This window comes from Mucilaginibacter sp. PAMB04274 (assembly GCF_039634385.2).
Taxonomy (GTDB): Bacteria; Bacteroidota; Bacteroidia; order Sphingobacteriales; family Sphingobacteriaceae; genus Mucilaginibacter.
Window position 1 is genome coordinate 1,319,751 of the sequence record NZ_CP155081.2, and the last position, 13,766, is coordinate 1,333,516.

Genomic DNA, 13,766 nt, shown 5'->3' on the forward strand with positions numbered 1-13,766 from the left:
TTTTCTTGTTTAATTGAATCGAAATTCAATAATTTTGACTCATTAATAATGGCCGCCTCCCGGCCGCCATTTTAATTTAACCAATTAAAACGCCATGTTCAAATCTCTGTGCTATCTAACAGCGTACGGCTAAGTTATAGGTCAACGCCAACAATCTAGCAGCCTTAGCTGCCGATCTTAACCCATCAATTTTTAACAATAACATTTATGAGAAAAATTTTTACACTTATTATTTGCTTGCTCATAACCCAATATTCGATTGTGCTTGCTCAGTCTTCGGCCGTGCAGGGCAGGGTGAGCGACAAGGCCGGTGAGCCACTGGTAGGGGTAACCGTAAAAGCAAACGGAACTACTAATACCACCATTACCGATGTTAACGGCAAGTATTCGATAACCCCGGCTGTAAACGGAACATTGACCTTTAGTTATATCGGATTTGCGTCGCAAACTGTTACTATAGGCGGTCAGTCGGTAGTTAACGTTACCCTAACCGAAAGCCAAAACAATCTGAACGATGTAGTAGTGGTAGGCTACGGTACCCAAAAGAAAAGCGTGGTTACGGGCGCCATTTCAGGCGTTAGAGCATCCGATCTCGAAAACCAGCCTGTAATTCGTATAGAGCAATCGCTGCAGGGCCGTGCTTCAGGTTTAACCATCGCATCTAATTCAGGCCAGCCGGGCGCAGCTTCAACGGTGCGTTTACGTGGTTTCACCTCGTTGGGTAACGGCAAGAACGAGCCCCTGTGGGTAATTGATGGTGTGGTTATCGACAATGGCGGTATCGGATACCTTAATCAGGATGACATCGAGTCTATAGAAGTATTAAAGGACGCGGCCTCGGCAGCTATTTATGGTACGCGTGCTGCTGCGGGTGTTATATTAGTTAGCACTAAAAAAGGCAAAGCCGGAACCATGAATATTAATTACAACGGCTATTACGGTACGCAACGTGCTGCAAAAAAAGTTGATTTACTAAACGCAACCGAGTATGCTACGTTAAGAAACCTGGCCTTTACCAATAATCCCGCTAATGCAAACCGGCCATTACCATTCCCTAACCCTTCGCAGTACGGCGAGGGCACCGATTGGCAATCTGTGATATTTAATAACAGTGCACCTAAACAGATCCATGAGTTTAGCGTAAGTGGTGGCAGTGAGAAAGCTACTTTCTTTACCTCATTCTCTTACTATGATATTAAAGGTATCGTAGCTACGCCAATATCTAAAGCTAACCGTGCCAACATCCGTTTAAACTCAACCTACAAACCGGCAAAATGGATAAGCTTTGGTGAAAACTTAGGATATGCACACGGTGTAAACAGCGGCATTGGCGAAACTAACCGCGAGTACGGTGGTGTTTTAAGCTCAGCTGTAAATTTGGATCCTTTAACCCCTGTAGTTATTACCGACCCAGCCTCACAAGGCGCATTCTTCCCGGCTGCACCTCCGGCAGGTGTTTCGCCAACGGCGGCTTATACGGCAGCAGTTAGAGATCAGCAAGGCCGTTTTTATGGTATATCGCCATATGTAGCTAATGAGATGAGAAACCCGCTGGCTTATATCCAAACCCGTTTGGGTAACTATGCCTGGGACCACAACATCGTAGGTAATGCTTTTTTGGATATCGAACCGGTAAAAGGCCTGAGGTTCCACTCATCATTAGGTACTAAACTGGCATTTTACGGCAGCGAGACTTTTAACCCTTCCGTGTATTTTAATACCTCATCGTCGGTTCAGCCAAACTCGTTATCACGTGCCAACAACTACCTTATTAATTGGAACATCGAAAACACGTTATCTTATAACCGTGCTTTTGGCAAACACAACCTTACCTTATTGTTAGGCCATGGCGAGTATAAAGACAATAATACCCGTGGTACAACGGTAACTTATTCCAACATTCCGGCCACCAACTTCGACGAGGCTTCGTTCCGCTTTAATGCATTACAGGCTAACCGTACCAGCGAAGGTCGCGATGGTACCGATCACCGTATTAACTCCCTGTTTTCACGTGTGCAGTATAATTATGACGAAAAGTACTTGTTAACTGCGTTAATCAGAAGAGACGGTTCATCGAGGTTTGGTGCTAATAACAAGTTCGGCTATTTCCCTTCGGCATCAGTTGGATGGGTACCAACACTGGAGTCGTTCTTCCCCAAAAATGATGTAGTGACTTTCCTGAAACTACGTGGTAGTTATGGTGTTACCGGTAATGACGGTATAGGCGATTTTGCTTTCGTATCACAAGTTGATGCAGGCGGTCAGCGTAACTATACTTTTGGTACCAGTACAGTAGAGTCGATTAACATTGGCTACAGCCCTGGCGTGCCTGAGAACCGCGATTTGCGTTGGGAAGAAACCAGCCAGCTCGACTTGGGTTTTGACGCTACCCTGTTTCAGAATTTAACTGTAGCGTTTGACGTATACAAAAAGAAAACTACCGGTATTCTTCAAAACCCACCTATTCCGGGCTATGCAGGTTATGGCAGTTTTGCACAAAATGCTGCCGATATCGAGAACAAAGGTTTGGAACTGGAGCTTGGCTACCGCAAAAAAATCGGCGACTTTAACTTTGGTGTAAATGGTAATGTATCATTCTACAAAAATAAAGTTACCAAGCTGCTGCCGGGTATTCAATTTATTAATGATAACAACGCTACTTTCCAAACACTGGGTGATATTACCCGTACAGGCTTAAACCGTCCATACAATCAGTTCTTCGGGTACGAAACTTTGGGTATTTTCCAAAGCCAGGCCGAGATTGACCGTCACGTAGGTGCTGATGGTGTAACTAAATTACAGCCTAACGCCCGTCCTGGTGATTTGAAATACGCCAACTTAAACAACGATAATACCATTAACGGTGATGACCGCGACTACATTGGTAACCCTAATCCAACCATGAGTTATGGTTTAACCATTAACCTGGCTTATAAGAACTTCGATTTTACTGCATTTGGCAGTGGGGTAGGTGGCAACAAAGTATTCCAGGGTTTAAGAAGGCTTGATTTGGCCACAGCTAATTATCAGACTAAATATTTGAATACCTGGTCGCCAACCAATACATCTGCAACGCTTCCAAGACTGTCTGAAGGTGAAAATACATTTAACTATACCCGTTTAACTAACCTTTACCTGGAGAATGGCAGCTATTTCCGTCTCAGAACAATTCAGCTTGGCTATAATTTACCGTCAAAATTGATCAGCAAAATCAGCATGAAAAGATTGCGTGTTTATGTGTTGAGCGAAAACTTGTTCACTATCACAAAATATACCGGTTACGATCCGGAGTTGGGTGTGAGTGCTGATGCAGGTGGTGGCGCTGTGTTTAGCGTTGACCGTGGTGCATATCCACAAGCTCGCACGTTCTTATTTGGTGTAAACGTTGGATTTTAATTAACATAACGATGAAAAAGAAATATACATACTTAGCTGCACTGGTTATTGCCACTCAGTTATTAGGCTCATGTAAGAAAGATTTGGATGTTAATCCACAGAATCGTATCCTTTTAGAAAATTATTATAAAACAGAGGCAGATGCATTTGCCGCTCTAGTATCAGTTTACGACCGCTTTGGCTTTCAAGCCAGCGGCCTGTACGACAAGGTGGCCATTATGGACGTAGCTTCTGATGACCAGGTTGCCGGTGGTGGTAGTGCAACAGATATTAACGATTTACAGGTTGTATCGAATTATTCGCTAAGTGCCAACGTTGGTCCGCAGGGTTATTTATGGAACCGTGGTTATTCAGGCATTTTTAGGGCCAATACGTTACTTCAGAAAATTGATGGCATTAATATGGATGCCGGTAAAAAAGCCCGCATTGCCGCCGAAACCAAAACTTTGCGTGCTATATTCTATTTTGACTTGGTTAGGTTCTTCAAAAATATACCATTAATTACAGGTATTGTTGATCCTAACGATTTGTATAATGTAGTACAAGCTCCACCCGCAGAAGTGTATGCACTTATTGAAAAGGACCTTACGGAAGCTATACCGGGTTTGCCTAACACGGTAGTAGCAGCCGAGAATGGCCGTATCACCAAAGGTGCAGCACAGGCATTGTTAGGTAAAGTATACCTGTGGCAAAAAAAGTACCAGCAGGCTGCTGATCAATTGCAAATTGTGAATGGCCCAACTCCCGGACAAACCAATCCCACTTATGGTTATAAACTGATACCCAACTTTGGCGATTTGTTCAAAACAACCAATAAATTCAATTCCGAATCTATTTTGGAGATTGTACATAGTGCAAACTCTTTAGGAGGATGGGGTGATGCGGGTGCCAGCGAAGGTAATTTATTAAGTATTATAGCCGGTCCCCGCGGGTATGCAGCGTTAACTACAACTGCGCCCGATTATCATACCGGATACGGCTTTCTAAGTTTCTACAAAAGCTTTTTTGATCTGATTCATTTTGACCCAAGAAATAAAGCTACTGTTGCTAACCTGGATAGTTTGAAAACCAATGGTATAGCTAATTACCAAAACAGCTTCAATAATACCGGCTATTTTCTGGAAAAATTTGCGGGCCGTGTGTCAAACCGTACCACACAGCCTTCCGCAACCATCGACCTGAATTTTCCACATGATATTTACGAAATCCGGTTGGCTGATACCTACCTTCTTGAGGCTGAAGCGCTATTAAGTGCCGGCGCAAACGTAAGTACCGGAAGCCGGGCCTACCAGCTGCTTAATGCAGTGCGCGCACGTGTAGCGCTTAACCCTGTAGCTGTCACTATGGATAACATAGAAAAAGAACGCCGCCTTGAACTGGCCGGAGAAGGCCATCGCTGGCTGGATTTGGTACGTTGGGGCAAAGCTGCGAGTGCCCTTGCATTTAAAGGCTTTGTGGCCGGCAAACATGAAGTGTTCCCAATTCCGCAAAGTGAGCTGAACAACACTAAACTCCAACAAAACAAAGAGTGGGGCGGGACTAAATAATTGAACCTTATAAACCAGGGTATGCCAAGTGCATACCCTGGTTTGTTTTTGATTGTATGACAGGTAATATCAGGTCGGTCATTATTATAATTGCATTGCTGGCAGGTGTTCTTACACTTGCAGGTATTCAGTGCACCAATTCTGCCCAAGTTAAAGCCGATCCGAGGGGTGCAGCCTATGCGAGCGAAGCAAGTTGCGTTAAATGCCACAATGCCATTAGCCGCAACTATGCACATACCAGTCATTACACCACATCGGCACCTTTAACTGAGCATGCGCTGCCAAAAAACATAGTGGCTAAGGTGAATACATTCCTGTTTAACGATACGTTAAAAGTGAATGTAACTCAACAACCCGATGGCATGTATCAGGCCGCTTATAACGGTAATCAAAAATTACGTGCTGAGCGATTTGATGTGGCATTTGGTTCGGGCACAAGGGCGCAAACTTACGCGTACTGGCAGGGTAACCGGCTCTTGCAACTGCCGCTTTCTTACTTTAAAGAGATACACAACTGGGCCAACAGCCCGGGGTTTCCTTCGCAGGCGGCTAACTTTAACAGGGTAATCATTAGCCGGTGTCTTGAATGCCATGCCTCATTTGCCGAAAATCAATTTGTACAAACCGGTAGTCTGTCGGTAACCCAGGAGTACAATAAAAACAGTATGATTTATGGCATTAATTGCCAGCGCTGCCATGGGCCGGCAGCACAACATGTAGAATACCAGGAGCAGCATCCGGATGATAAGCACGCCAAGTACATGGTAAGGTATCAATCATTAACCAGAGCACAAAAAGTAGACATGTGTGCTGTATGCCATTCGGGTAGCGATAAAGAGCTTCAGAAAACAATCTTTGCCTTTAAGCCTGGCGACAGGTTAAACGATTATTATGTGCCATTCGGTCAAACGAACGATATACCCGATGTGCACGGTAACCAGGCTAACCTGCTTAGCAGCAGTAAGTGCTATACCAATAGCGCCGTTATGACGTGTACAACCTGCCACAGTTCACACACAAAAGAAACTAATAAGCTAACGGCTTATACACAAAAGTGCATAACGTGCCATAAAGAGGAGAACCATACCTTTTGCAAAATGGCCCCTAAGCTTGGTGCGGCAATTAATAATAAGTGTATTGATTGCCACATGCCTGCTATGCCTTCAAAATTGATTACTTACCAGGTAACAGCAGCTAAACAGAGATCGTCTTACTATTTGCATACCCACCAAATAGCTGTTTACCCCGATAAAACTAAGGAGATAACAGCCTTTATAAAAAGAACAAAAAGTTGATTGCGCTTAAATATAATATGAATAATTACAAGCTACCGCAGGTAGCAAATCCAGTCTTATGAAAAAACAATTGTTACTACCCATTTTGTTAGGATGCGCATGCATAGCAGGAGCCCAAACTAAGCCCGTGGCAAAAAAGCCAGCGGAAGTTTCTGCCAGCCGTGTTAAAATATTTGTAACGGCTAAGGGCACCGATTATCGCTTCAAGTCAACCGAAACACTAAACTTGGCTGTTACGCCGCAGCCTGTTGAAACTGAAGTGTCGGTATTTGTGGATCCAACCAAAACTTTTCAAACCATGGTAGGCATTGGTGGAGCCCTGACTGATGCCGCTGCCGAAACTTATGCCAAGCTGCCCGCTGCTAAACAGAAAGAATTTTTAACCGCTTACTATGATAAAGAAAAAGGTATAGGTTATACTTTTGCCCGTACGCATATACAAAGCTGCGATTTTTCGAGCGGTAGCTACAGCTATGTACCCAATGTCGATCCGCAGTTAAAGTCGTTTGATATAAGCCATGATAAGCAATATCGTATACCTTTCATCAAAGCAGCACAGCAGGCTGCCGGCGGCAAGTTTACCCTGTTTGTTAGCCCCTGGAGCCCGCCTGCCTGGATGAAGGATAACAACAATATGCTGCGGGGTGGCAAATTGAAACCCGAGTACCGCCAAACATGGGCAACCTTTTATACTAAATTTATTAAGGCTTATGAAAAGGAAGGTGTTCCCGTCTGGGGGCTTTCTGTACAGAACGAGCCAATGGCTGTACAAAAATGGGAATCATGCATTTTTACGGCGGAAGAAGAACGCGATTTTGTAAAACAGTACCTGGGCCCCACCCTGCAGAAAGAAGGTTTGGCCAGCAAAAAGCTGATTGTATGGGATCATAACCGCGATTTGCTGTATCAGCGTGCCAGTACCATACTAAATGATCCGGCGGCTGCCAAGTATGTTTGGGGTGTAGGCTACCACTGGTACGAAACCTGGACAGGTGGCGGTATGCAGTTTGAAAGTACACGCCGCGTAAACGAAGCTTTTCCAAATACCCATTTGGTTTTCACCGAAGGCTGCATCGAAAAATTTGATTTTAACCGTTTGGATGATTGGGCATTGGGCGAAAAGTACGGCAACTCCATGATAAACGACTTTAATGCCGGCACCGTAGCCTGGACAGACTGGAACATACTGCTCGATGAAAAAGGCGGCCCTAACCATGTAGGCAATTTTTGCTTTGCGCCCATACATGCCGATACACGCGATGGCAGCCTGCATTATACCAGCGAGTACTATTACATTGGTCACTTTTCAAAATACATTAAAGCGGGTGCTAAGCGAATCGTAAGCTCATCAAGCCGCGATAAGTTGTTAACCACCGCTTACCTGAACCCCGACGGTAAAATTGCCGTAGTGGTAATGAATCCGGGAGATGCTGCCATATCTTATAAACTATGGTTAAAAAACAAGGCTGTAGCAGTATCAAGCCTGCCGCACTCTATTGCTACACTAATAATTGAGTAAGGCTACAACATGATTAATTTAAAAAACACACTGTTATCAGCTGCATTTACGCTATGCACAGCTGCGTTATTTGCACAACAAAAGGGTGCTGCAGAGGTATGGCTTACTAATGCTGATCAGTCGGCTTTGTTTGAGAAGCAGGCTAAGACTCTGGCGTTTGAAAAAGCCACCGGCGCTGATTCTACTATCACAATTAACGCTAAAGAGGTTTACCAATCTATTGATGGCTTTGGCTTTTCCTTAACCGGCGGCAGTGCACAATTGATGATGAAAATGTCGGCGGAGAGCCGCAAGGCGCTGATTAAGGAGCTTTTTGCCGCAAACGACAAAAATATTGGCATTAGTTATTTACGGGTAAGTATCGGTGCATCAGATTTAAACGAATTTGTTTTTTCATATGATGATCTGCCTGCCGGTCAGACCGACGAAAAGCTTGAAAAATTTGACCTGGCTCAGGATAAAAAAGACGTGGTGCCGGTATTGAAAGAAATTCTGGCTGTAAACCCCCGGATAAAAATATTAGGTTCGCCATGGTCGGCACCGGTATGGATGAAGGATAACGGCGATGCCCGCGGTGGCAGCTTGAAGCCAGAATATTTTGATGCCTATGCCCGCTACTTGGTCAAATACGTTCAGGCCATGAAAGTTCAGGGTATAGCCATTGATGCCATTACGGTGCAGAATGAACCCCTGCACCCGGGTAATAATCCGAGTATGCTAATGCTGGCACCCGATCAAGCCAAATTTGTGAAGGCCAATTTAGGACCGGCATTTACAAATGCCGGGTTGAAAACGAAGATTATTATTTATGATCACAACTGCGATAAACCCGAGTACCCAATATCTATCCTCAACGACCCAGAAGCTAAAAAATACATTGACGGATCGGCATTTCACCTGTATGCCGGCAAAATTGAAGCGCTAAGCGAGGTTCACAAAGCGCACCCCGACCACAACGTTTACTTTACCGAGCAATGGATGGGCGCGCCGGGCAATTTTAAGCGCGATATATCGCAACACATTAATAAACTTACCATTGGCGCTACCCGTAACTGGAGCCGTAACGTAATTGAATGGAACCTGGCTGCAGACCCTAACAGTAACCCCCATACCGACCGCGGCGGCTGTAGTAGCTGTATGGGGGGCGTTACCATCGATCAGGATAAGGTAACACGCAACCCGGCTTATTACGTAGTGGCACATGCCGCTAAATTTGTAAGGCCTGGCTCGGTTCGCATAGGTTCTAACCTGTTGGCCAACCTACCTAATGTGGCCTTTAAAACGCCCGATGATAAAGTAGTTCTTATTGTAATAAATAATAGCAATGAAGTTCAAAACTTCAATATCAATTGTAACGGTCGCATAGCCAAGGCGGCATTAAATAGTGGTTCGGTAGCTACTTACGTGTGGTAAAACCTCATAAATGTTCAATAAAAAAGGGAGTAAGCCACGGCTTACTCCCTTTTTTATGTGACGGCAAAGCTTAGCTTTCCAGTTGGGTTAAAATGGTATAAAAAGCATGATAAACCAGACGCAGCTCTGCGGGGTCAATAAGGCCTTGGTTGATGTTCAGCTCTAAAAAAGGCTGTTCGTAACCAGTCTCCTCAAGCGCGCGGTGATGTATGCCCAAATCAAAGTCTTCCAATGTGCTGAGCACCTGTCTTACTTCCGGGTCGGCAAAAAGCTCCCGTACTTTGGGTTCGTGGTTTGTTTTTATAATAACGTGCTCATCCAGATCGGGGTAACCGGTTTTTACACTGTCGAGGCCAAAAAAGCTGCCTATGCTGTCTAAAAAGTCTTCATCATGCACGGCAAACTTAAATTCGGGTGTTATAGATAAAGGGGCCGAAAGCTGGGTAGTTTCAGAACCACCTTCAAAGCCGCCGCCCAAGTCAATGTCAATGTAAAGCTCAATCTGTCTCGAGCCATGATTAATCAAGGCGTCGTAGCTTAAAATTTCTTCTTCTGTAGAGGTGAGGTCGGCCTCAATGGCTGCAAATACTTCCTGCTCGGTACTTCCTGTTATTACTCTTTGATCTTCCATAATTGGGTTGTGATATAGCAGCAACAAGTTGGTTATAATAATGTTTAAAGGCTGCCATTATTGGCTGTATTAAACTGCGTATTGCAACTACTGTTATAAATGCTATTTTAGTAGCAGCTGCCATATGCAAACTACCATGCAATCAACCACAAGCGTTAAATTACACCAGTTTAAAGCCATATTTGGCGGCTCGGTAGGCAATCTTATAGAGTGGTACGATTGGTATGCTTATTCGGTATTCTCATTATACTTTGCCTCAACATTCTTTCCAAAAGAAAGTGAAACGGCACAGTTGCTTAACACGGCTGGCATATTTGCTATTGGCTTTTTAATGCGGCCTATAGGCGGGTGGCTAATGGGAACCTATGCCGACCGTAAAGGGCGCAAAGCCGCGCTTACCCTATCGGTATTATTGATGAGTGCCGGCTCGCTCATGATTACGCTGGTGCCGGGCTACAGGCAAATTGGAATAGCAGCACCCATTATACTGGTGCTGGCCCGGATGGTTCAGGGATTAAGCATAGGCGGCGAGTATGGCACAGCCGCTACATACCTGAGCGAGATAGCACCGCCCAACCGCCGCGGGTTATACTCCAGCTTTCAGTACGTAACCACCACTATGGGGCAGCTTATTGCTTTGGCGATACTAATAATTTTGGAACGCTGGTTATTAACGCCGGAGCAATTGGCCGAGTGGGGGTGGCGCATACCGTTTGCCGTTGGTGCGCTGCTGGCCTTATCCGCCTTATACCTGCGCCGTAACCTGCCCGAAACGGAATCTTTTAGCGTAGAAACCGTATCGGTAGAAAAGCGGGGTACGTTTACCGAGTTAAAGAAATACAACCGCCAGGTACGTACTATAGTGGGATTTACCATTGGGTTAACGGTGTCTTATTATACGTTTTCAACCTATGTGCAGAAATTTTTGGTGAACACGGCAGGTTTTACAAAGCGCGACTCTACCTTGATTACTACGCTTGCCTTGCTGGCTTTTATGCTCATGCAGCCCCTTGCCGGTATGCTGGGCGATTATATAGGCCGCAAACGCTTAATGATTATTTATGGTGTGTTGGCCCTAGTTACCACAACGCCTATTTTGATGATGCTGGGCAACACTCACCAGGCATGGCTGGCTACCTTGCTCATTGTTATTGCTTTGGGCATCCTGAGTTTGAATACCTCTATTTCAGCAATCATCAAAGCTGAGTTGTTCCCCGTTAATGTACGCTCGCTAGGGGTGAGCTTTCCGTATGCATTTACGGTGGCGCTATTTGGCGGAACGGCCGAGTATGTTGCCCTGTTGTTTAAAAATGCGGGTCATGCCAGCTGGTTTTACTGGTATATCACCTTGTGTATTGCTTTGTCGCTGGTGGTCAGCATCCGCATGGCCAACCCTGAAAAGCATTCTAAAATGGAAACTAAGTAAAAGCGTGACCAAACAAAGCCTTTCGTAATTGCTTTAATAGGATACATTAAACATAAATCATATGGCATCCGAAAATACAGTTCCTATTAATGAGGAAGAAAATGAAAATGCAGCCAGCCGCGATCCGCAAGACACCTCTTTAGGTTCGGCAGAACTGAATGACATTGAGAAGAATGAACAGGCAGGAGAAGTAGAAGCATGGAACCGTGCTTACGAAGCATCCACACCATCTTATGAATTGAACCTGGATGCCGGAGACTTTGCCGGCGGCACTGCAGGCGAAGCAGAGGGCGACCCTGATGATGCGAACCTGAAACAGTAAAAAAGAACCAGGAGCCAAAACATTGATGAGTTTTTCAGTCTCATTGAATCTGGCTCCTGGCTCTACTCTTTTAAAGTTCTTTTGTTAAAAACGGGTATCTATAATCCTTCGGTGGATCAAAGGTTTCTTTGATGGTGCGTGGGGATACCCAGCGCAGCAGGTTAAGCATCGAACCAGCTTTATCATTTGTGCCCGAGCCGCGCGCGCCGCCAAAAGGCTGCTGACCAACCACTGCACCAGTAGGCTTATCATTAATATAGAAGTTACCGGCAGCATTACGTAAGCGTTGGCTGGCCATATTAACTGCATAACGGTCTTGCGCAATAATAGAACCTGTTAAGGCATAGGCCGACGTTTTATCGATGATGTTCATGATCTCTTCAAACTGCTCATCCTCATAAACGTAAACTGTTAATACCGGACCAAAAAGTTCCTCACACATAGTTACGTAGTAAGGGTCCTGCACCTGGATCACGGTAGGCTCTACAAAATAACCGATAGATTTATCGTATATACCACCCGCAATAATCTCAACATCAGCATTAGCCTTGGCTTCGTCAATATACTTAGCCAGTTTATCAAACGATGCCTCGGTGATTACGGCGTTCACAAAGTTTTCAAAATCTTCAACCGGACCTACTTTCAGAGTAGCAATATCGCGCTGCAATTTCTCTTTTACCGCAGGCCATAATGATTTGGGAACATAAGCGCGGGATGCAGCCGAGCATTTTTGTCCCTGGTACTCAAACGCACCACGTACCAAGGCTACATTTACCACATCGGCATCGGCGCTTGGGTGGGCCAGCACAAAGTCTTTACCACCGGTTTCGCCCACAATGCGCGGGTAAGTTTTATACAGGCTAATGTTATTGCCAATGATTTTCCACAGGTTTTGGAACACATGTGTTGAACCGGTAAAGTGCAGGCCTGCAAAATCTGGGTGACTAAAAATTACGTCGCCAGCCACCGGTCCATCCACACTGATCATGTTGATAACACCCGGAGGAACGCCGGCCTCGTTAAAGATCTGCATAAGCACGTTGGCTGCATAAATTTGGGTAGGAGCAGGTTTCCATACCACCACATTACCCATAAGGGCAGGGGCGGCGCAAAGGTTGCCGGCGATAGCCGTAAAGTTGAACGGCGTAATAGCAAATACAAAACCTTCCAGCGGGCGTTGCTCTACACGGTTCCATACACCTTTGCCCGATATAGGCTGCTGGGCGTAAATCTCCGTCATGAAATGCACGTTAAAACGCAAAAAGTCTATCAGCTCGCAAGCGGCGTCAATTTCGGCCTGGTAAGCATTTTTGCTTTGGCCCAGCATGGTAGCGGCGTTGATTTTAGCGCGGTACGGACCGGCAATCAAATCGGCAGCTTTCAGAAAAATGGCGGCACGGTGCTCCCAGGGTAATTTTTCCCAGTTGGCTTTAGCGCCCAAGGCAGCATCAATAGCCGCTTGTACATGGCTGGCATCACCCTCGTGGTAGGTGGCCAGCAGGTGTTTATGATCATGCGGGGGGCGTACTTCCAGCGTTTTGCCGGTGCGTACTTCCTCCCCGCCAATGTACATAGGTATATCCAGTTGCTGCGCACGAGCTTCATCCAGTGCAGCCTTTAAAGCGGCACGTTCCACACTGCGCGGACCATAGTTTAAAACCGGCTCGTTTTGAGGTTCCGGCACATTAAAAAATCCTTTTAACATAGGCTAATTTTTATGGCCGCAAAGATAAGATTTTGATTCCGGATGTGCGAATGTGCAGATATGCGGATGGGCTATTGTGACTTTGTGGTTATGAGAATGAATTATTACAATTTGTGTTATTATCTGCGTCTTGAGCTAGGTTGAGAAGCCTGTTGGTCAACCCCCATTGTTCTTATGCTTTGTTGCATAAGCCACTGCTTCCGTGTGCGTACGAAACGACATCAATCTGTCATCTCCCTGGAAAGTGCTGTAACGTTCTTGCCCTGTGGCAGTTTTCCAAGTCACCACATGATAGCCATCGGGAATCTGCTTTTTAAATAAAACTAATTTAATTTTCATGATAGGTATAGGTTTAGCGAAGCTTTCCTCACTAACTATACGGTCCAAATATTTGTAACGCTGGGTTACAACATACAAATCTACCTGTCCTTGCACTTACAACTTTTGATCTTAGCCTGCAAACCTTGCTGATCTTGTTTCAGCAAGCCCTAGGATAGGTAGTACACTAAGCA

Annotated in this window: 10 protein-coding genes; 7 read left to right on the forward strand and 3 right to left on the reverse strand. The window is 45.2% G+C overall.

Annotation, left to right across the window (positions count from 1 at the left end; genetic code table 11):
* Positions 1-207 precede the first annotated feature (207 nt).
* From ABDD95_RS05460 to ABDD95_RS05480, 5 genes are read left to right on the forward strand one after another with little or no spacing between them, the layout of a single operon-like run.
* Entirely contained in the window at positions 208-3,396 is a 3,189-nt protein-coding gene (locus tag ABDD95_RS05460) for a TonB-dependent receptor (RefSeq protein ID WP_345950890.1), read from the forward strand.
* Positions 3,397-3,407: 11 nt separating this feature from the next.
* Complete coding sequence (locus tag ABDD95_RS05465; protein ID WP_345950891.1) at positions 3,408-4,943, forward strand: RagB/SusD family nutrient uptake outer membrane protein; 1,536 nt, start codon at positions 3,408-3,410, stop codon at positions 4,941-4,943.
* A gap of 56 nt (positions 4,944-4,999) precedes the next feature.
* A complete protein-coding gene (locus ABDD95_RS05470; RefSeq protein ID WP_345950892.1) occupies positions 5,000-6,238 on the forward strand; it encodes a cytochrome c3 family protein in 1,239 nt (412 codons plus the stop codon).
* 58 nt (positions 6,239-6,296) lie between these two features.
* Positions 6,297-7,757 carry a glycoside hydrolase family 30 protein gene (locus ABDD95_RS05475; protein ID WP_345950893.1) on the forward strand — a complete coding sequence of 487 codons (1,461 nt, stop codon included), beginning with the start codon at positions 6,297-6,299 and terminating at the stop codon, positions 7,755-7,757.
* Positions 7,758-7,766: 9 nt separating this feature from the next.
* Entirely contained in the window at positions 7,767-9,170 is a 1,404-nt protein-coding gene (locus ABDD95_RS05480; protein WP_345950894.1) for a glycoside hydrolase family 30 beta sandwich domain-containing protein, read from the forward strand.
* A gap of 70 nt (positions 9,171-9,240) precedes the next feature.
* Here ABDD95_RS05480 and ABDD95_RS05485 read toward each other — a convergent pair whose 3' ends face one another.
* Positions 9,241-9,801 carry a hypothetical protein gene (locus ABDD95_RS05485; RefSeq protein WP_345950895.1) on the reverse strand — a complete coding sequence of 187 codons (561 nt, stop codon included), beginning with the start codon at positions 9,799-9,801 and terminating at the stop codon, positions 9,241-9,243.
* Positions 9,802-9,925: 124 nt separating this feature from the next.
* On the opposite strand from ABDD95_RS05485, the gene ABDD95_RS05490 reads away from it, so the two are divergent.
* Together ABDD95_RS05490 and ABDD95_RS05495 are read left to right on the forward strand one after the other, a co-directional pair.
* The gene (locus ABDD95_RS05490; protein WP_352432928.1) at positions 9,926-11,227 is read left to right on the forward strand and encodes an MFS transporter; all 1,302 of its coding nucleotides are present in this window, start codon (positions 9,926-9,928) and stop codon (positions 11,225-11,227) included.
* A gap of 61 nt (positions 11,228-11,288) precedes the next feature.
* Positions 11,289-11,549, forward strand: coding sequence for a hypothetical protein (locus ABDD95_RS05495; RefSeq protein ID WP_345950897.1), 261 nt, complete (start codon positions 11,289-11,291; stop codon positions 11,547-11,549).
* 70 nt (positions 11,550-11,619) lie between these two features.
* Here ABDD95_RS05495 and pruA read toward each other — a convergent pair whose 3' ends face one another.
* Positions 11,620-13,254 carry an L-glutamate gamma-semialdehyde dehydrogenase gene (pruA, locus tag ABDD95_RS05500; RefSeq protein WP_345950898.1) on the reverse strand — a complete coding sequence of 545 codons (1,635 nt, stop codon included), beginning with the start codon at positions 13,252-13,254 and terminating at the stop codon, positions 11,620-11,622.
* 156 nt (positions 13,255-13,410) lie between these two features.
* Complete coding sequence (locus ABDD95_RS05505; protein WP_345950899.1) at positions 13,411-13,689, reverse strand: hypothetical protein; 279 nt, start codon at positions 13,687-13,689, stop codon at positions 13,411-13,413.
* Positions 13,690-13,766 lie beyond the last annotated feature (77 nt).